We start from the raw sequence: 18,793 nt of genomic DNA, 5'->3' as shown, positions 1-18,793 counted from the left end.
ACGTCGGCGGCCTTGCGAACTTCGATACAGGAACCGACACGATGGATGAGAAAGAACGCTACGAAGCCGGCATGCAGGTCCGGCGTGCAGTGCTGGGCGACGCGCACGTCGACCGCAGCCTGGAGAAGATCACGCCGTTCAACCAGGAATTCCAGGAGATGATCACTCGCCACGCCTGGGGCGACATCTGGACCCGCCCGGGCTTGCCACGGCACACGCGTAGCCTGATCACCATCGCCATGCTCATCGGCATGAACCGTGAGGGCGAGCTCAAGCTGCACCTGCGCGCCGCGAAGAACAACGGTGTGACGCGCGACGAAATCAAGGAGGTGCTTTTGCAGAGCGCCATCTATTGCGGCATTCCGGCGGCCAACGCTACCTTTCACCTGGCCGAAGAGGTCTACGACGAGTTGGGCGTCGAGTCGGTTCAGGGTGAATAGGGCTCTCGCCAGGCCAGTGGCTTGGGATCGGGAACAAACAGAACGATAATCGGACATTCTTCCTGACCAGGTGTACGTCATGAGCGACGAATCCCGCCCCAGCATTGCGCCGATGGCACCGGCTATCATCGCCTCGCCAGCCAAACGCATCGACGCGCTGACCGGCGATCCCAACTTCATGACGTCGCTCGCCCGCGGGCTGGCGGTCATCCATGCGTTCCAGGAACGCAAGCGGCACCTGACCATCGCGCAGATCAGCCACCGCACCGAGATCCCACGCGCGGCGGTGCGCCGCTGTCTGCACACCTTGATCAAACTCGGCTATGCGACCACCGACGGTCGCACCTATTCGCTGCTGCCCAAGGTGCTGACGCTCGGCCACGCGTACCTTTCCTCGACACCGCTGGCGGTGACTGCGCAGCCGATCCTCGACCGCTTGAGCGATCAGCTTCACGAGGCCTGCTCCATGGCGACCCTCGAGGGCGATGAGGTGCTCTACGTCGCACGCTCCGCCACGCCGCAGCGGCTGATCTCGGTGGACCTGAGCGTCGGCAGCCGGTTGCCGGCCTACTGCACCTCGATGGGCCGCATCCTGCTGGCGGCCCTCGATGACGCGGCGTTGGACGACTACCTCGAGCACGCCAACCTGCAGATCAAGACCAGCCGCACGTTGCATACGCCGGAAGCGATCCGCGAATCCATCGCCGAGATTCGCCAGCAGGGCTGGGTGATCGTCGATCAGGAGTTGGAGGTCGGGCTGCGCTCGCTGGCCGTGCCGCTGAAGGACTCAGCCGGGCAGGTATTGGCCGCGCTCAATGTGGGGACCCACGCCGGGCGGGTGACGCGTCAGGAACTGGTGTCGCGCTTTCTCCCCGTGTTGCTGGAAGCGAGCAAAGAGCTGAGCACTCGGTTATTTCACTGAATGGCCCAAGCCAAAGCGCCAGCACGGTGCAACGCTTTTTCGTTCGATAATCGAACAGCTATTCGATTATCGGATTGTCCCGCTAAGGGGCTCTGGGTAGTGTGGCCGAACGCGTAGATGCGCATTCGATACCCACAAGAGACAGACCCATGGCCGAGCTTCTCTCGCTTCGCGAGGCAATCGATCGCTTCGTCAGTAACGGCGACACCGTTGCCCTTGAAGGATTTACCCACCTGATTCCCACTGCCGCGGCACTCGAGCTGATTCGGCAAGGCAAGCGCGACCTGACGCTCGTACGCATGACGCCCGACCTGGTCTACGACCTGCTGATCGGTGCCGGTTGTGCGAAGAAGCTGATTTTTTCATGGGGCGGCAACCCCGGCGTGGGCTCGCTCCATCGGTTGCGCGACGCGGTGGAGAAGGGCTGGCCGCAGCCGCTGGAAATTGAAGAACACAGCCACGCCGACCTTGCGAATGCCTATGTGGCCGGCGCCTCGGGCCTGCCGTTCGCGGTGCTGCGCGCCTACGCTGGCTCCGACTTGCCAAAGGTCAACCCGGTGATCAAGAGCGTGACGTGCCCGTTTACTGGGGAAGTGCTCGCAGCGGTGCCGAGCGTGCGCCCGGACGTGACCGTGATTCACGCGCAAAAGGCCGATCGCAAGGGCAACGTACTCATCCAGGGCATCCTTGGGGTACAGAAGGAGGCGGCCCTCGCGGCCAAGCGCTGCATCGTCACCGTCGAGGAAGTCGTCGATGACCTTCAAGCACCGATGAATGCCTGCGTCCTGCCGAGCTGGGCGCTGACGGCCGTTTGCGCTGTGCCGGGCGGTGCCCATCCGTCCTACGCCCACGGGTATTACGAGCGCGACAACCGGTTCTATCAGCAATGGGACCCGATCGCGCGTGACCGTGAACGCTTCAACGCCTGGGTCGATGAGTTCGTTCGCGGCACCGAGGATTTCGCTGCCTATCAGGCCAAGCTGGCTGCACAGGAGGCCAACTGATGAGCACCCATGCCACCCCCGATTACAGCACCAATGAAATGATGACCGTGGCCGCCGCGCGCCGGCTCGGCAACGGCAGCGTCTGCTTCGTCGGCATTGGATTGCCGTCCAAGGCCGCCAATCTGGCTCGCCTGACCCATGCGCCCGATGTGGTGCTGATTTATGAATCAGGCCCGATCGGTGCAAAGCCGAGCGTGCTGCCGCTGTCGATTGGTGACGGCGAATTGGCCGAGACCGCCGACACCGTAGTGCCCACCGGCGAGATCTTCCGCTACTGGCTGCAAGGTGGGCGTATCGACGTCGGCTTCCTTGGCGCGGCTCAGGTCGACAAGTTCGGCAACATCAACACCACCGTGATCGGTGACTATCACCAACCGAAAGTTCGCTTGCCTGGCGCCGGTGGCGCACCGGAAATTGCCGGTAGCGCGAAGGAGGTGCTGATCATTCTCAAGCAGTCGCACCGCACCTTCGTCGACAAGCTCGCGTTCATCACGTCGGTGGGGCATGGCGAAGGCGGTGACCATCGCCAGCGCCTCGGGCTGCCAGGCAAGGGGCCGGTCGCGATCATCACCGACCTGTGCATCATGACGCCGGAAGCTGGGTCCAACGAGTTCGTGGTGACCTCGCTGCATCCTGGCGTGACCCGCGATCAAGTGGTCGAAAACACCGGTTGGGCCATTCGTTTCGCCGATGACCTGTCGGAAACGGCGGCACCAACCCAGGCTGAGCTGGAGGCTCTGCGCGCCCTCGAGGCACGCACCGCCGCGGCCCATGGACAAGCTGGAGGTGACGAATGACACGCGACGTCTTTATCTGCGATGCGGTACGCACGCCCATCGGCCGCTTCGGCGGTTCCCTGGCCGCGGTGCGTGCCGACGACCTGGCGGCCACGCCGATCAAGGCCCTGCTGGCGCGCAACCCGAGCCTCGATCCGGCGGCCGTCGATGAGGTGTTCATGGGCAGCGCCAACCAGGCTGGCGAAGACAACCGAAACGTGGCGCGCATGGCCGCGTTGCTGGCGGGTTTGCCGGAAACTGTCCCCGGCGTCACGCTGAACCGGCTCTGTGCCTCGGGGATGGATGCGGTGGGCAGCGCCTTCCGCGCCATCGCCTGCGGTGAGATGGAGCTCGCAATCGCGGGCGGTGTCGAATCCATGTCCCGCGCGCCCTACGTCATGGGCAAGGCGGATACGGCCTTTGGCCGCACCCAGAAGATCGAGGACACCACCATCGGCTGGCGCTTCATCAATCCCAAGATGAAGGAGCTGTATGGCGTCGATGCCATGCCGCAGACCGCCGACAACGTCGCCGACGAGCACAAGGTCAGCCGCGAGGACCAGGACGCCTTCGCCCTGCGCAGCCAGCAGCGCACCGCCACGGCGCAGGCGGCCGGGTTCTTCGCCGAAGAAATCGTCCCGGTGGTCATCAAGGGCAAGAAGGGGGACACGGTGGTCGACACCGATGAGCATCCTCGCGGCGATACCACCGCCGAGGCCCTGGCCAAGCTCAAGCCGGTCAACGGACCGGACAAGACGGTTACCGCCGGCAACGCCTCGGGCGTCAACGACGGCGCCGCGGCGATGATTCTTGCCAGTGCCGAGGCGGTGCAGAAATACGGACTCAAGCCGCGCGCCAAGGTGCTGGGCATGGCCAGCGCCGGCGTTGCGCCTCGCGTGATGGGTATCGGTCCGGTGCCAGCGGTGCGCAAGCTGTGCGAACGGCTGGGCAAAGCGGTCGACGAGTTCGATGTGATTGAACTGAACGAAGCCTTTGCCGCCCAGGCTTTGGCGGTAACGCGTGATCTGGGCCTCGCGGACGACAGCCCCAAGGTCAACCCGCAAGGAGGCGCCATCGCGCTTGGACATCCGCTGGGCATGAGCGGCGCGCGCCTCGTGCTGACCACAGTGCATGCGCTGGAACAATCTGGCGGCAAGTTGGGCCTGGCGACCATGTGCGTAGGCGTCGGCCAGGGCCTTGCGCTTGCGGTCGAACGGGTTTGAACGGGGCCCGGCAAGGCTTGCCCGGTGCCCGGTTCCGGCCTTTGCTTGCCTGATCTCATCGCCTTGCCGCCGGGGTTCGCCCGGCGGCGTTCTCTCATTCAAGAAGGAGTGGTCATGCCCAGCGTCAACCTAGCGGACGGCGAACTGAACTATCGCCTCGACGGCCCGGCCGATGCGCCGGTGCTGGTGCTTTCCAATTCACTCGGCACCGAGCTGGGCATGTGGGATGCCCAGCTGCCGGCGTTTACCGAACACTTTCGTGTGCTGCGCTACGACACCCGTGGCCACGGCGGCTCGTCCGTCACGCCCGGGCCCTATTCGATCGAGCAGCTTGGCCGCGATGTGCTGGCGATGGTCGACGCGCTCGGCATCGATCGTTTTGCCTTCTGCGGCCTGTCCATGGGCGGGCTGATCGGCCAGTGGCTGGGCATCAACGCCAGCGAACGGCTAACCAAGCTCGTGGTGTGCAATACCGGAGCGAAGATCGGTACCGACGCGGTGTGGAACGATCGCATCGAGATGGTGCTGAAAGGTGGCGAGCAGGCGATGCGCGACATGCGCGACGGTTCTGTGGCCCGCTGGTTCACACCCGGTTTCGCCGCGGAGCAGCCGGCACAGGTCAGCCGTATCACCGAGATGATCGCCAGTACCTCGCCGGCCGGATATGCCGCCAACTGCGGCGCCGTGCGCGATGCTGATTTCCGCGAACAGCTCGGTGCCATCTCGGTGCCAACGTTGATCGTCTGCGGCGTCCAGGACCCGGTCACCACACCCGAAGATGGGCGCTTCATGCAGGCGCGCATCGGCGGTGCCCAACTGCTGGAGCTGGAAGCCGCGCACCTGTCCAATGTCGAACAGGGCGACGGCTTCACTCAGCCTGTGCTGGCCTTCCTCCAGGGCTGAGCCTCATGCGACCCGCTATCCGGGTCGCATTCTTTCTTTATCAGCGGGCGTCCCGGTAGCTGTTCACGCAGATGAAACTGGCCGCCTGGTTCACGTCGCCCTTGCCGCGATACAGCGGCCAGCGTGGGTACTCGCATAGCGGCCGGGTGCGGCCAGGCACAGCGACGCTGTCGGCGACCACCTCGCGCTTGGGCGCGACGCCCCGTTCGACCCAGTTCTCCAGCGCCGTCAGTGAGTCCCAGGCGGCGTTGAACACGGTGCTGGCGGCGTGGGCGTAACCGGGAATCTCGTAGTAGCGCATGAAGCGCCGGGTCTGGCCCACGCCCATGTCGCGTTGCACGCGCCGGTAGTAGTCGGCGGTGGCGCGGGTGCTGACGAGCTGGTCGGACGTGCCGTGCGCCATGAGGATTTTCCCGCCGTTGTCGGCAAACGCCGAGAGGTCGGTCTGGTTTACGTCCTGGCGCAGCGAGAGAGCGTCGACGCGCGCCTGCCACGGTCCCAGCTGGGTCGGATTCAGGGTCAGCGAATTGAACGCCGGGTTACGGGTTACGAAGTAGCGTACCCATTCATCCCAGAAACCGGCGTGGTACGGGGCCCCTTCGGCAAAGCCCGTGCCGTGCACGGGCATCGGGTAGTCCGGTTGCAACGTATTGAGGCCGAGGCGGTTGACCACCAGCTGCAAGCCCTCGCCAGGGCGCCCAAGATCGGTGCCCCACGTGTTGAAGCCGGGGTAACCCGTCTCGCCACTGGCCAGCGGCTGGCTGAAGCGGATCGGTGTGTCGAATATGTTGAGGGCAGCGATCTGCGCATCGGATAGGCAATTGTCGCCAAGGCCGCTGCCGCCCTTGCAGCGCAGCGGGCGGCCATCGAGCCGCGCCGTTGCCGGGTCGAACCGCGCGTTGCACGCCGCCTGATGGCTGATGACACGGTCGCGGGCGCCATCGAGCGCGTCGCAGGCTTGCATGGCGGCTTCGAGCAGGGCAGCGCGCTGCTGAAGGTTAGGGAAGGCACCGGGCTGGGCGAGGGCACGGGTGATCCGGCCGAATTGCAGGTCCAGCGCCGCGGCATTGAAAGCGGGGTAGAGCACGATCGCGCCCTGAAAATCGGTCGGCCATTGCTGCACGACGGCCAGCGCCTCACGCCCGCCGGTCGAGCCGCCCGCAAAGTAGCTGCGCGTCGGCTGGCTACCGTAGCGGCGCTCGATCAGCTGTATGGCGGTGTCGCGGGTTTTCTTCAAAGCATCGTGCGCGTAATTCGCCAGCGCTTCCTCGTTCCAGGCGAAGTCGCCGGGGTTGACCGGATTGGCCGGGTGCCCCGAGTCGCTGCCGAAGACGGTATAGCCTCGGCCCAAAGGCGTCGGTTGGTCGACCGGCCCGGCCGGTACGTTGCCGGCAACGTTCGGGATAGTGCCGTTGTAACCGCCACCGCCGTACATCATCGCCTTGCCGTTCCATTGCTCGGGCAGGGCGATGCGCATGCGGATCGGCGGTGCGCTGGGGTCGACCGGCGCGATGTCGGCACTGACGTCGCAATACGCGCCGAACGCTTGTGGCGCGCTGCCTCCCGCCGGCACGACGGTCGCTGCCGTGACGCGCGCGCCGGAGGTGGGCAGCCCAATCGCGCTGGCTGGCACGGTCGCGCCAAGCAATTCAGTACAGGTCGAGGCGAATGTCGGGCCGCTCAAGACCAATGTCAGCGCTGCCGGCCAAGCGCGCAGCAGACGAGGGCAGGGGGCCAAACGGGAGGGGCGTGGGTTCATCGGAGCGTCCTTCTTGTTGTTGGAATAGGTGAGCGCCGTGTCGCGGCTCGTTCGGCGGAGCCAATCTCATGCCAGTGCGGTTGCACCCGGGTCAGACACCGACAGTCGGTCGCGTCGCCGGCTGCCCGGGGCTCTGGCACCTGCACGTACAAGCAGCGGTGCAGAGCATTGACGCTTCACCCAAGTCCGGCCGGCTGGACAAGCATCGTGCACGTTTATCCGCCACGCTGGACAGGTTGTCCACTAGGTCAGAAAAGCCGACGGCCGGCGCAAGGTTTTTCGCACCGCGGGGTGACTGGACCGGCTAGCCGTGGCGTCTGTGAATGACCGGTTGGGCTGCTTGGCGTTAGGCCGATCGGATCTGACGAACGAGCCGGCTATATCCAAAGCCCTGGCTATACTTTCGTCGCATGCGCCTTGTGCGCGACCGCCACCTCGCAAAGAGATCGCACCCGCCTAATGGAAACGCTCTATCTCATCTTCCTGCTGCTGCTCGCCGTCGGCGCCAGCCGCATCCTCGCCAATGTCGTTCCGCTGCCATTGCCCATCCTGCAAATCATCATGGGGTCGGCGCTTGCGCTTCCGCCGTTCGGTATGGGTGTCGAGTTGCGGCCGGAGATCTTCATGTTGCTGTTCATCCCGCCGTTGCTGTTCTACGACGGTTGGAAGATCCCCAAGCGTGAGTTCACCGAGCATGGCGCCGAGATGACGGCCATGTCGCTGTTCCTCGTGCTGATCATCCTGGTCGTGGTGGGGTACTTCATCCACTGGCTGCTGCCGGCGATTCCGCTGGGCGCCAGTTTCGCGCTGGCAGCCATCTTGTCGCCGACCGATGCCTTGGCGGTAATCGCTATCGCCCAGGGGCGCCTGCCTCGGCACATGGCACACCAGCTCGAAGGCGAGGCGATGATGAACGACGCCACGGGCCTGGTTTCCTTCAAGTTCGCGCTGGCAGCCGCGATCACCGGAAGCTTTTCGCTGGTCGCCGTGACGGGTGAGTTCTTCGTGATCGCGCTCGGTGGCCTGGCGATTGGTGCGGGCCTGAGTTGGACAGTCGGCAAGATCAAGCAGTGGATGACCGCGCGTGACCTTTTCGACCCTTCGACCTATGTGGTGATGATCCTGCTGTTGCCCTTCGCGGCCTTCTTTCTCGCCGAGCATGCGGGCATGTCCGGCATCCTTTCGGCCGTCGCGGCGGGGATGGTGCAGAGCCGCATCGACATGCTCCCAGTGAAGACCACCACGCGCATTCTCAACCGCAGCATTTGGGAGATGCTCGATTTCAGTTTCAACGGGCTGGTGTTCCTGCTGCTGGGCCTGCAATTTCCTCGAATCATCGAGCGCGTCTGGGAAGCGGCCGGGCATGATACCTACCGCATGCCGATGCTGGTGTTCAGTGCGTTGGCCATCATGGCGCTGTTGCTGCTGGTGCGCTTCGCCTTCGTGTATGCCTACCACTGGAGCGAGGCGCGGGTGCGGCGGATGCGCGGCAAGCCGGTCGAGGACAAGCCTCTGCGGCTGTTCTCAGCACTCAGCGCAGTAGCGGGCGTGCGGGGCGCGATCACGCTGGCGGGTGTGCTGTCGATTCCCTTGATGATCGGTGACACCCCGTTTCCAGGACGCGATCTGATGATCTTCCTGGCTGCGGCGGTGATCATCCTGTCGTTGCTGGTCGGTGCGCTGGGCATACCGTTCTTCCTCAAGCAGCTGCCCAACAACGACTTCGAGCAGCACGAAGAAGAGTTGCAGAAGGCGCGGCGGGTGGCGGCGCAAGCTGCGGTCAGCTGGCTGGAAACCTGGAAGCAGACCAACCCGGTCGATGACCCCGACCAGGCGCTGCTGCATAGCGAGGTGACCGCACGGGTCACCGAATCCTACCGGCACGATATCGAAGCGCTGATGGACCACCACGATCGCGCCAACCAGGCACGCCAGACCCGCGAGTTGGAGCGTGACATCCGCCTGCAGGCCATTGCCGTGCAGCGCAAGGAAATGTATCGGATGCGCAAGCGTCACCTGATCGACGAGCAGATGCTGCAGACCTTGTTGCGAGAACTGGATTATGAGGAAGCGGCGCTGGGGAGCCGCGAAGCCGCGACCCATTGACGGGCGCGGCTTGGAATATCGACAGGGGTGACGTAGTTCGCCCGTAGGAGGGAGGGGTGTCTGTCAGCGGCCAGCGATGTCTTGCCGGGTTTCAGGCTCGAGTACGGCGATAGTCTGGTCGCTGTGCTTGAACGAGACCAGCGCCGCGAGCCACGCCTGCAGCATCGGCGACTTACCCTTCTGGTTGCGCATCGCAATCGTCAGGATTTCCCGCGCGATGGTTACCATGGCTGCCTTGCTGCCGAGGAAGTGCCAATTGAACCAGCCGTCGCCGTAGCTCCAGGGGGTGGATTGGCCGCCGGCGATGGGGATGTAGACCTTGACCGACAAATCGAAGAGCACCTCCGGCTTGGAGATGATCAGCAGGTTTACGTCTGTCACTTTGCTCAACCAGTAGCGATGATCGAAGCGGCCTCCGGTCAGCGTCGCGGACTGGCTGAGGGCATCGTTGATCAACGCTCGGTTATCGATGACTTGCACGGTAGAGGCTTCCGTTTGCAGTGGGTGGCGCCGGTCGCGGGTCCCCGCGAGTGCGCGGCAACGACGCTGGCCGACCCTGGAGTCGTGCGGCCGGGCAGATGACCTGCAGGGCACGCTTGGCATGCCCGGGTTATCGGTACGGTGGCGGTTTTGTTTAGCGACTGCTCGTCGAACCGCGAATATTTTTTAAAGCGCCTTGCAGCCCGCATCGGCTCTGGCCCGCGGCTCGGACGCGTGACACACTGCCGCGGCAATCCTTCCGAGACTAAGCCAGCCATGATCGAACGACTCTTCGTATACGGCACCCTTGCACCCGGTCGCCCCAACGCACACGTCCTCGCGGACGTTCCCGGCACCTGGGAACCGGCGAGCGTGACGGGCCACCTGCGCGAAGCAGGGTGGGGCGCGGCGCTGGGCTTTCCCGGGTTAGACCTGGACGAGGCAGGCGAGCCGATCGAGGGGTTCGTTTTCAGTTCCGCCGAGCTTGCCAAACACTGGGCGCGGCTCGATGCGTTCGAGGGCGAGGCGTATCAACGCATCCTGACGTCCACCCGGCTGGCCAAGGGTGAGCAGGTCCAGGCTTACCTCTACGCGTTAAAGCCCGCTGCGGACGCCAGCTGACGGCTATCGCTTGAGCATTGCGCTGATCCAGCCATAGCCGCTGACCAGCACGATGCCGCTCAGCGCCATGGTCGCCCCGGTGATGAAGCCAGGCTCGATGGGTTCGGCCAGCAGCCAGGCGCCGAGCGCCACGCCGAACAGCGGGGTGAGGAAAGACAGCACGCCCAGGCGCGAGGCCAGGTAGCGACGTAGCAGGCTGAACCAGATGAGGAAGCTGGCGAAGCAGACCACCAGCGATTGAAAGCCCAGGCTCAGCCATACCAACGGGATCGGGTTGAAGGTGGTGTGGCCCGTCACCAGCGCCACCGGAAGGAGCAGCGCGAAGCCCACCAGCAATTGATAGAGCAGCGTCTGAGTCGCTGGCAATGACGACAGGCGTGTGGTGCGGATCAGCACGGTGGTCGCGCCCCATGCCGCACCGCCAAGCAGCGCCAGAAAGTCACCCCAGAGCACATCCGTGAGCCCGGCGCCGGTACTGGCACCGCGCAGGAAGGCCACGGCTATTCCGGCGAACGCCACGCCAACGCCGATCCACTGCAGCGGGGCCAGGCGCTCATTTGGCAGTTTCCAGTGCAGGCCGAGGGCGGCGAACACCGGTGCGGTGTAGAGAAAGACCACCACGTGGCCGGCCGAGGTATGCCGGACTGCCTCGCCGACCAGCACGAACTCCAGCGCAAACAGGGCACCGGCCATGCAACCGACTTTCCAAATGCCGGTGACGGTCAACCGCTCATGGCGCCAGGCCATCAGCGCCGCCACCAACAGGGCGCCGATGCCGGATCGCAAGGCGATCTGCAACACCGGGGAAAAGTCTGCCGCGGTGGCCTTCAACGCGATCTGCTGCATGCTCCAGATCAGGCAGAGCATGAGCATCAGGCTGACGGCAGGGAGATCGAGCGGTTTGCGTGTGTCCATGACGAGCCTCGGTGCAGCGGATGGCTCGGCATTGTCCTTCCGTCCGCGATGCGTTACATAACGAAAACCCGACAGCTGATCACGGCGAACCGACAAATGCCGCCACCCCCACCCGCCAGGCACCTTTACCAGCCGCCGTTTGCCGATACCTTGCCTGCGCCGCTGTACTTCCGCTCGGCCCGGATGCCAGCCCATGCGGCGTATCCGGTGCATCGGCACGCCTGGGGTGAGTTCGTTTACTCGTTCAGTGGCGTAATGGAGCTGGAGCTGGCCGATGCGCACCTCTTGGTGCCGCCGCAGTACGGCATCTGGCTACCCGCAGGCGTCGAACACCGCGGCATGAACCGCGACGAAGCCTGCCATTGTTCGCTGTACATCACCGCTGAGCTGGCCGCTGGGTTGCCAAGCGATACCTGTGCGTTGACGGTCAGCCCGCTGCTTCGTGCGCTGCTGGACCACCTGCGACTTAGCAGCCGCGGTATGCCGCAAAGCGCGCGTGAACAGCGCGTGTTGCAGGTGGTGCTGGACGAGCTAAGCGAGGCGCAGGTCGTGGGCAGCTACCTGCCGTTTTCGGAAGATCCATTGCTGGCACCGGTGCTGCGCCAGTTGCAGCAGTCGCCCGGCGATACGCGAACCATTGCGCAACTGGCTGCGGCCGTACACACCACCGAGCGGACACTGATGCGCCGTAGTCAGCAGGCGCTGGGCATGACCCTCAACGAATGGCGCCAACGCCTGTGCGCGCTGGCCGCGATGCCGAGGCTGGAGGCGGGCGAGACCGTCGAAAACATCGCCCACGACCTCGGCTACAGCTCGGTCTCGGCGTTCATCGCCATGTTCAGGCGAATGATGGGCGTGACGCCGGACGAATTTCGCGCCGACGATTCACGCCGGCGCCGTGCCGTCGGTTGAGCTTACTTGGCGAACAGCTGGCTCATGTCCTTGAACGCCTTGAATTCCAGCGCGTTGCCGCAGGGGTCGAAGAGGAACATGGTGGCCTGTTCGCCGACCTGACCCTGAAAACGCACATAGGGCTCGATCACGAATTGGGTGCCGAGCGAGCGCAGGCGCTCGGCCAGTGCCTCCCACTCCGGCCAGCTGAGCACGATACCGAAATGCGGCACCGGCACGTCATGGCCGTCCACGGCATTGGTGTGTGCGGCCTCCTGCGACGCGGTGCGGGGATGTTCATGGATGACCAGCTGGTGGCCGTAGAAATCGAAGTCTACCCAATGGTCGGACGAGCGGCCTTCAGGCAGGCCGAAAACCTCGCCGTAGAAATGCCGCGCAGCGGGCAGGTCATGGACGGGAATCGCAAGGTGAAAGGGTGACAGGCTCATCGAGGCTTCCTTCTGGTTTGGGGCCGTGCGGACGATCCTGACGCGTTGTCGGCCGCCCGGCCAACGGATATCTTTCGCAGCGAGCCACGAAAATTTCGATCAATGGGCCTGGCATGATTCGAGAACTCAAAACCTTCCTCGCCATTGCCCGGTGCGGCAGCTTCGCCGCCGCAGGCCATAGCATCGGCTTGACGCAGTCGGCGGTCAGCGCGCAGATCCGCAACCTGGAGGAGGCCCTGGGCCTTCGTTTGTTCGATCGAACCGGCCGCTCGGCGCACCTCAACGCCGCCGGTCAGCGTGCACTCCCGCTGGCCGAGCAGATCATCGAGACATTCGCCCAGATGGGCCAACCCGAATCGCTCGACGACTACCGCGGCGAACTTCGCATCGGTGCTATCGGCACGGTGCAGACCGGGTTGCTGCCACCGGTATTGCTGCGCCTGCTGGAGTACGCGCCGGGTGTCGCACCGAAGCTGGTGCCGGGCGTTTCGCTCAACCTGCTCGCGCAGGTCGATGCCGGCGAGATCGACCTGGCAGTGATGATTCGCCCTCCGTTCGCGCTACCGAAGGAGCTGCTGGCCGAACCGCTGCAGCGCGAGCCTTTCGTACTCATCGCGCCGCTCGACACGCCCGGCGACGACCCGCTGGAACTGCTGGCCACGGAGCCGTTCGTGCGCTACGACCGCAGTTCGTTCGGCGGCCGGCAGGTTACCGCGTTCCTGCGCAAGCACCGCCTGGACCCGCGCCCGGCTTTGGAACTCGATGAGCTGGACGCCATCGTCAAGATGGTCGAGACCGGGCTAGGCGTGGCGTTGGTGCCACGGGCCGGGCTTTGGCTGGAAGGCAGCCCGCGCGTGCGGGTGCTTTCGCTAGGCAGCCATACCTTTCATCGCGATTTGGTACTGATGCGCCGGCATGGCGTGCGCAACCTGCCGGTGCAGCAGCTGTTTCGCCGGTGCCTGGACGAGGTGCTAGGCTGAAACACAAGTGCGGCGGCGGGGTCGAAGTTGGATGACGCGTCCTACCCGATCTTTCTTGGAGAATCTCGATGGCTCAACCCGATCTCCAGTCTCGCCTGGCGTTCACGCTTCAGTCGGCCGGGCTGCTGGAGTGGTACGTCGAACTCGATGACTCACTAAACGATGCGCATGAGGCGGTAGAGACAGTTACTCAAGCACTCGATGCCTGCTCGCTCGGCAGCACCTCGCTGACCGAATTTCTCGAGCATATTCATCCGGATGACCGAGACACGGTCGCCGAGCACGTAGCCGTCGCGCTCTCTACCGGGCATGAGGTGCGGTTTGAGTGCAGGGTGTTGGTGGGCGAGAGCGGGGTTCAAATGGTCAGCGTTTCAGGCTGGTCTACCGCGCACCCAGAGCTGCGCGCGCTCCATTTCGTCAGCCAGGACGTCACCGATTGCCGACGTGCCGAAGCGATCGTTATAGGTCAAATGCGCGCGTTGGAATCTGCTGTCGCGGGCGCGCCGTTGAGCGAAGTGCTTGTCGAGTTGTCCCGGTCCGCCCAAAGCCAGTTCGCCGGTGTGGTTCGCGCCGCTGTCATGCGCTTGGATGATGACGGCAAGCTGCGTTTCGTGGAGGCGTCCAGTCTGCCGGAAGGGTTCGTTCAAGCGCTGGATGGCCTCGATGCTAAATCTGATGAGACCACATGTGGCGTCGCAGTCCGCACCGGCAAGCCTAGCGTAGCGGTCGACATTGCTCGTGACCCTCATTGGGAACGATATCGGGATACTGCGCTTGAACACGGCCTGCATGCCTGTTGGTCCACCCCGATCTGCTCCGTTGAAGGCGAGGTGATGGGTACGCTGGTTTGCTATAGCGGCGTTTCAGCCGCCCCGTCTACAGAGGAGCAAAAAGGCGTCACCTTGCTGGCCAACACCGCCGCACTGGTTGTGCAGCGCGACCGCGCGAATCGCGCGCGATCCAAGGTCGAGCGTCGTTTCCAGGGATTGGTCAAAGCCACCAACAGCTTGGTCTGGTCAGCGAGCCCAAGCGTTGAAGTCATCGAACCGCAGCCTGGTTGGGAAGAATTCACCGGACAAGACTTCGACCGGTATCGAAACGGTGGATGGCTACAGGCCGTGCATCCTGATGATGTCGGCGAAGTTCAGGTAGTTCTCGACGAAATGCGTAGGGAGCGCTCGAACAAACGTGCCGAGTTCCGTGTTCGCCGTGCTGACGGCGAGTACCGCCACATGGCTGGCCATGCCGTGCCGATCTTCGACGAGCAAGGCGAGATGAAGGAATGGTCGGGTGGCCTCACCGACATCACTGATCGCAAGCAGGCCGAGCAGCGCCTTAATCACCTGGCGACCCACGACGCGCTGACGGGCCTGCCGAACCGGACTTATCTAAACGACCACCTGCGCGAGTTGGTCAACTTCATCCCGGAAGGCCAGCAGTTGATGATCATGCTCATCGACCTGGACCGCTTCAAGGAAGTGAACGACTCCATGGGCCACGGCTATGGCGACGTCCTGCTGGTGCAAATTGCGCACCGCCTGCTTGAGGCGCTGCCCACTGGCGATCTCGTGGCGCGCCTGGGCGGGGACGAATTCGTCGTGGTTGTGCATCTGCCTGACGGCATGGCCTCGGCCGAGCGCATCGCCACTGACCTGATGCGCGCGATTCAGATCCCGTGCGACGTGCTCGGTACACGCTATTACCCCTCTGCGTCGATGGGCATGTGCCTGTACCCGACCCCCGACACGCGCATCGACGAATTGCTGCAGCATGCCGACATCGCCATGTACCGTGCCAAGGATGCCGGCGGTACGCGCATGCAGTTTTTCTCCGCGGAGATGAGTGTGGAGACCAAGAACCGCATGGCGTTGGAGCTGGACCTGCGCGAAGCGTTGGAGCGCGGCGAGTTCGTGCTGCACTACCAGCCGCGAATCTGCCTGGACGATGATTCTCCCTGCGGTGTCGAGGCGCTGATCCGCTGGAATCATCCAAGCAAGGGGCTGGTTCCGCCGGATGTGTTCATCCCGATCGCCGAAGCAACCGGGCTGATCTGCCAGATCGGCAACTGGGTGCTGCGCCAGGCCTGTAGCGACGTGCAGCGCCTGGTCGAGCGCGTCGGCACCAAACTGATGCTGTCGGTCAATGTCTCGCCGGTGCAATTGAGGTCGCCGACGCTCTGCGGTGAGGTGCGCCAAGCGCTGGAAGCCGCCGGCATGGACACCCACCGCCTCGAACTGGAACTGACCGAGTCCGGCCTGATCGAGGACACCGAATCGTCGCATCAGCTGTTGCGGGAGCTGGGGGACATCGGCGTCAGGTTGGCGATCGATGACTTCGGCACTGGTTATGCCGGCATCGCCTACCTGCGTCAGTATCCCATCAACGTGGTGAAGCTCGACCGTACCTTCCTCTGTCCGACGCCCAAGGCCGACCTCAGTGTCGATTTCATCCGCGCGGTCACGGAGATGTGCCATTCACTCGGCATGCGCGTGGTGGCCGAAGGCGTGGAGGATGCCGAGATGCTGCGCCACCTGCTGCGCTCGGATTGCGACGAGGCTCAGGGCTACCTGTTTGCGCAGCCCATGCCGCTCGCCAAGCTGGGCGACTACATCATCGACCGTCAGGCAAGTTGAGCCCTGACCGGCTGGGGCGTTCGCGCTCGCTAGCCAGCGAATGCTTTAGCCCCGCCGACCAGCAAACGCCCGGCCAACCGACCCGTCGGAGCGATTCACTCGCCTGCTAAAGCGAGCGGCCCGTCCTGTGTCACGCCGTTGGCATCGCGCACCACCTGTTGGAACAGCAGCGGCGCCATCGGCCGGCCGAGGTAGAACCCCTGGGCCTGATCGCAGGCCAGGGCGGTCAGCTTGCCGAGCTGCGACACGGTCTCGATGCCCTCGGCGGTCACGGTCAGTGACAGCGCGTGGCCCATGCTGACGATGGCGTTGACGATCGCTTCGCTGCTCTGTGACTGATCCAGCCCGGCAATGAAGCTGCGGTCGATCTTGATGCCGTCGAACGGATAACTGCGCAAGTAACTGAGCGACGAATAGCCGGTGCCGAAGTCATCCATCGACAACCGGATGCCCAACGCCTTGAGGTTGTTCATGGTCGTCAGCGCGCTGGCGGCATCTTCCAGCATGACGCTTTCAGTGATTTCCAGTTCCAGGCGCGCCGGCGAGATGCCAGTGTTGGCGAGCGCTGTGGCGACGCGCTCGACGAGGTCGCTGCGCTGGAACTCGACCGGGGACAAGTTGACCGACACCATCAACTCTGCGCCCCAGCACAACGCATTCAGGCAGGCCTCGTTGAGCACCCAATCGCTGAGCTCCACGATCAACCCAGTCTCCTCGGCCAGGCCGATGAAGCTGCCAGGGCTGAGCAAACCTCGGGTCGGATGCTGCCAGCGCACCAGCGCTTCGGCGCCGACGATGGTCTGCGAGGACGCATCGTAGCGGGGCTGGAAGTCGAGCCGGAACTCGCGGCGACGCAGGGCCTGGCGCATGTCCATCTCGAGTTGGCGGCGCTCCATGATCCGCTCGTTCATGGCCGGCTCGTAGAACTTGAACAGGTTGCGCCCGTTGGACTTGGCCTCGTAGAGCGCAATGTCGGCGTACCGCAGCAGGTCTTCGGCGGTCAGACCGTCGTAGGGCGCCGAGACGATGCCGATGCTGGCGCCGACGCTGACGTCGTTGGTACCGATGCGGATCGGTTGGTTGATCTGCTCGATCAGCCGCTGACACAGGCGCTCTGCCTGCTCGTGCGTACGGCAATCGGTCGCCACGACGATGAACTCGTCGCCACCCAGGCGCGCCACCAGATCGGTCGAGCGGGTGCAGCCGGTCAGCGCACTGGCGACCTCGCGTAGCACCAAGTCGCCCGCGGCATGGCCGAGCGTATCGTTGATGGGCTTGAATCGGTCCAGATCCAAGGCCAGCAGAAACACCGGATGGTCGCCGCTCACGCCTTCGGCGAGGCGGGCGTTGAGGTAGTGGTTGAGGCGGTGGCGGTTGGCCAGACCGGTCAGAGCGTCATGCTGGCTGATGTGTTCGATACGGGCCTTGGCTTCGATTTCCTCTGTGATGTCGCAGACGGTGCCCAGGAAGCCTTGCAGCGTGCCGTCGGTCGATACCGAGCGGGCCGAGAGCTGGCCATAGCGCTGCCGCCCCTCGCTGTCGCGCATCGAGCAGGGCAGCGGCTTGCGGCCGGCAAGCGCGCCCGGTTCGGCATTGGCGGCCAGCAGATGGGTGTCGTAGGCGAGCAGTTCGGCCAGGGGGCGCCCCAGCCACGCTTCCCAGGGCAGCCCGGTGACTTGGGTGAACCGTTCGGACAGGTAGGTCAGGCGCTGCTCGGCGTCGGTTTCCCAGATCCAGTCCGACGACGCTTCGGAGATATTGCGAAAGCGCTGCTCGCTCACGCGCAGTGCCTGCTGGGCGGCGTCGATCATTGCAGCGGAGCGCGCCACGCGGCCACGCAGCCAGGCAACCAGAATGGCGATCAGCAGACCCAGCACGAGCAGCATGGGCAGAAATTTCTTGAGCAGCGTCTTGCCCAGTTCTTCACTACGCCACTGAAGCGTCACGTTGACGCCCAGGTCGGAGCGCAAGGTCAGCTTTGGGCCCGGCGCGTTGGGCAGCGAGCCAAGGCTGGCGTTTAGGTCGGCGAGGTCGAACGCTTCGTCGATGGCCTTCATTTTGTCCTGGGTCAGAACGTCGACGTAGACCAGGTAGGACATCCGGTCGAAGTCTACATACGAACTGTCGGGCCGAATGACCGCAGCCGAAACGAACGCTGGAATGCCGGAGACGGAGTAGTAGGCCTGCGCGACTGTGTCTTCCAGCGAGCCTTCGCGCGCGGCGGCGAGCAGGGCCGACAGGTCACCGTCGATCCAGTCAAGCGCGGCCGTGTCGGTCAGCTCGCCGTCGATGATGCCGTAGCGGGTTGCGGCATTGCGGTCGAGCACGAACACACCGTCCAGCTCGTAGGTGGTGAACAGCGACGGGCCAATGTTGTTGCGCTCATACGCCCAATTGAGGTCGATTTTCTCGCCCATGAAATTGTAGGCGTCCTCCCAGAAGGCATAGTCGACAAGCGCGGTTTCGATCTTGTCCCAGCGGCTTTGCATGGCCCGGGCGGCATCCTGCTCGCTGTGGTCCATCTGCCGTTCGTCAAGCGCCATGCACAGGTAAACCAGCGCCACGGACGCGATCACGAAGAGCGCGGCGATGAGGCTGATGAAGCTGAGCGATGCCTTGCGGGTCATGGCGGTGTAGCCCGCCACATCTTCTGGGAGGTTCGTTGTGGTGTGTGTCATCGGGACCAATTCG

Annotated in this window: 16 protein-coding genes; 11 read left to right on the top strand and 5 right to left on the bottom strand. The window is 64.2% G+C overall.

The window, feature by feature from the left end:
• The first annotated feature begins 41 nt into the window (after positions 1 to 41).
• The 6 genes from pcaC (at position 42) to pcaD (ending at position 5,268) form a co-directional block, all read left to right on the top strand.
• Positions 42 to 440: a 4-carboxymuconolactone decarboxylase gene (gene pcaC, locus M1D78_RS11605; RefSeq protein ID WP_437419118.1), complete on the top strand. Its 399-nt coding sequence runs from the start codon at positions 42 to 44 to the stop codon at positions 438 to 440.
• A 79-nt stretch (positions 441 to 519) separates the two neighbouring features.
• Positions 520 to 1,362, top strand: a complete 843-nt coding sequence (locus tag M1D78_RS11600; protein ID WP_437419119.1) for an IclR family transcriptional regulator domain-containing protein — start codon at positions 520 to 522, stop codon at positions 1,360 to 1,362.
• Positions 1,363 to 1,511: 149 nt separating this feature from the next.
• Positions 1,512 to 2,366 (top strand): CoA transferase subunit A, encoded by an 855-nt coding sequence (locus M1D78_RS11595; protein ID WP_437419120.1) that lies wholly within the window; start codon positions 1,512 to 1,514, stop codon positions 2,364 to 2,366.
• Positions 2,366 to 3,163, top strand: coding sequence for a CoA-transferase subunit beta (locus tag M1D78_RS11590; RefSeq protein WP_437419121.1), 798 nt, complete (start codon positions 2,366 to 2,368; stop codon positions 3,161 to 3,163). Before M1D78_RS11595 ends, M1D78_RS11590 begins: the two co-directional genes overlap by 1 nt.
• On the top strand, positions 3,160 to 4,365 hold the full coding sequence (gene pcaF / locus M1D78_RS11585) for a 3-oxoadipyl-CoA thiolase (RefSeq protein ID WP_437419122.1): 1,206 nt from the start codon (positions 3,160 to 3,162) through the stop codon (positions 4,363 to 4,365). The genes M1D78_RS11590 and pcaF overlap by 4 nt, the downstream gene beginning before the upstream one ends.
• A gap of 114 nt (positions 4,366 to 4,479) precedes the next feature.
• Positions 4,480 to 5,268, top strand: a complete 789-nt coding sequence (gene pcaD, locus M1D78_RS11580) for a 3-oxoadipate enol-lactonase (protein WP_437419123.1) — start codon at positions 4,480 to 4,482, stop codon at positions 5,266 to 5,268.
• A gap of 40 nt (positions 5,269 to 5,308) precedes the next feature.
• Here the strand turns inward: pcaD and M1D78_RS11575 are convergent, their stop codons facing one another.
• The gene (locus M1D78_RS11575) at positions 5,309 to 7,027 is read right to left on the bottom strand and encodes a tannase/feruloyl esterase family alpha/beta hydrolase (RefSeq protein WP_437419124.1); all 1,719 of its coding nucleotides are present in this window, start codon (positions 7,025 to 7,027) and stop codon (positions 5,309 to 5,311) included.
• Positions 7,028 to 7,486: 459 nt separating this feature from the next.
• Here M1D78_RS11575 and M1D78_RS11570 point away from each other — a divergent pair, with 459 nt between their 5' ends.
• Positions 7,487 to 9,133, top strand: coding sequence for a Na+/H+ antiporter (locus tag M1D78_RS11570; RefSeq protein WP_437419125.1), 1,647 nt, complete (start codon positions 7,487 to 7,489; stop codon positions 9,131 to 9,133).
• 63 nt (positions 9,134 to 9,196) lie between these two features.
• Here the strand turns inward: M1D78_RS11570 and M1D78_RS11565 are convergent, their stop codons facing one another.
• A complete protein-coding gene (locus tag M1D78_RS11565) occupies positions 9,197 to 9,613 on the bottom strand; it encodes a hypothetical protein (protein WP_437419126.1) in 417 nt (138 codons plus the stop codon).
• Between the two features lie 279 nt (positions 9,614 to 9,892).
• Here M1D78_RS11565 and M1D78_RS11560 point away from each other — a divergent pair, with 279 nt between their 5' ends.
• Positions 9,893 to 10,234, top strand: a complete 342-nt coding sequence (locus M1D78_RS11560) for a gamma-glutamylcyclotransferase family protein (protein ID WP_437420338.1) — start codon at positions 9,893 to 9,895, stop codon at positions 10,232 to 10,234.
• Positions 10,235 to 10,237: 3 nt separating this feature from the next.
• Here the strand turns inward: M1D78_RS11560 and M1D78_RS11555 are convergent, their stop codons facing one another.
• On the bottom strand, positions 10,238 to 11,149 hold the full coding sequence (locus M1D78_RS11555; RefSeq protein WP_437419127.1) for a DMT family transporter: 912 nt from the start codon (positions 11,147 to 11,149) through the stop codon (positions 10,238 to 10,240).
• Positions 11,150 to 11,245: 96 nt separating this feature from the next.
• Here M1D78_RS11555 and M1D78_RS11550 point away from each other — a divergent pair, with 96 nt between their 5' ends.
• On the top strand, positions 11,246 to 12,061 hold the full coding sequence (locus M1D78_RS11550; RefSeq protein WP_437419128.1) for an AraC family transcriptional regulator: 816 nt from the start codon (positions 11,246 to 11,248) through the stop codon (positions 12,059 to 12,061).
• A 2-nt stretch (positions 12,062 to 12,063) separates the two neighbouring features.
• Here the strand turns inward: M1D78_RS11550 and M1D78_RS11545 are convergent, their stop codons facing one another.
• On the bottom strand, positions 12,064 to 12,489 hold the full coding sequence (locus tag M1D78_RS11545) for a VOC family protein (RefSeq protein WP_437419129.1): 426 nt from the start codon (positions 12,487 to 12,489) through the stop codon (positions 12,064 to 12,066).
• Positions 12,490 to 12,602: 113 nt separating this feature from the next.
• Here M1D78_RS11545 and M1D78_RS11540 point away from each other — a divergent pair, with 113 nt between their 5' ends.
• Positions 12,603 to 13,469, top strand: a complete 867-nt coding sequence (locus M1D78_RS11540; RefSeq protein WP_437419130.1) for a LysR family transcriptional regulator — start codon at positions 12,603 to 12,605, stop codon at positions 13,467 to 13,469.
• Positions 13,470 to 13,537: 68 nt separating this feature from the next.
• Complete coding sequence (locus M1D78_RS11535; RefSeq protein WP_437419131.1) at positions 13,538 to 16,102, top strand: bifunctional diguanylate cyclase/phosphodiesterase; 2,565 nt, start codon at positions 13,538 to 13,540, stop codon at positions 16,100 to 16,102.
• A gap of 95 nt (positions 16,103 to 16,197) precedes the next feature.
• Here the strand turns inward: M1D78_RS11535 and M1D78_RS11530 are convergent, their stop codons facing one another.
• Positions 16,198 to 18,780: a bifunctional diguanylate cyclase/phosphodiesterase gene (locus tag M1D78_RS11530; protein WP_437419132.1), complete on the bottom strand. Its 2,583-nt coding sequence runs from the start codon at positions 18,778 to 18,780 to the stop codon at positions 16,198 to 16,200.
• Positions 18,781 to 18,793 lie beyond the last annotated feature (13 nt).

Source organism: Pseudomonas sp. SA195 (assembly GCF_054131565.1).
Note: the sequence above shows the minus strand (reverse complement) of the source record. Positions and strands in the feature narration are given on the sequence as shown.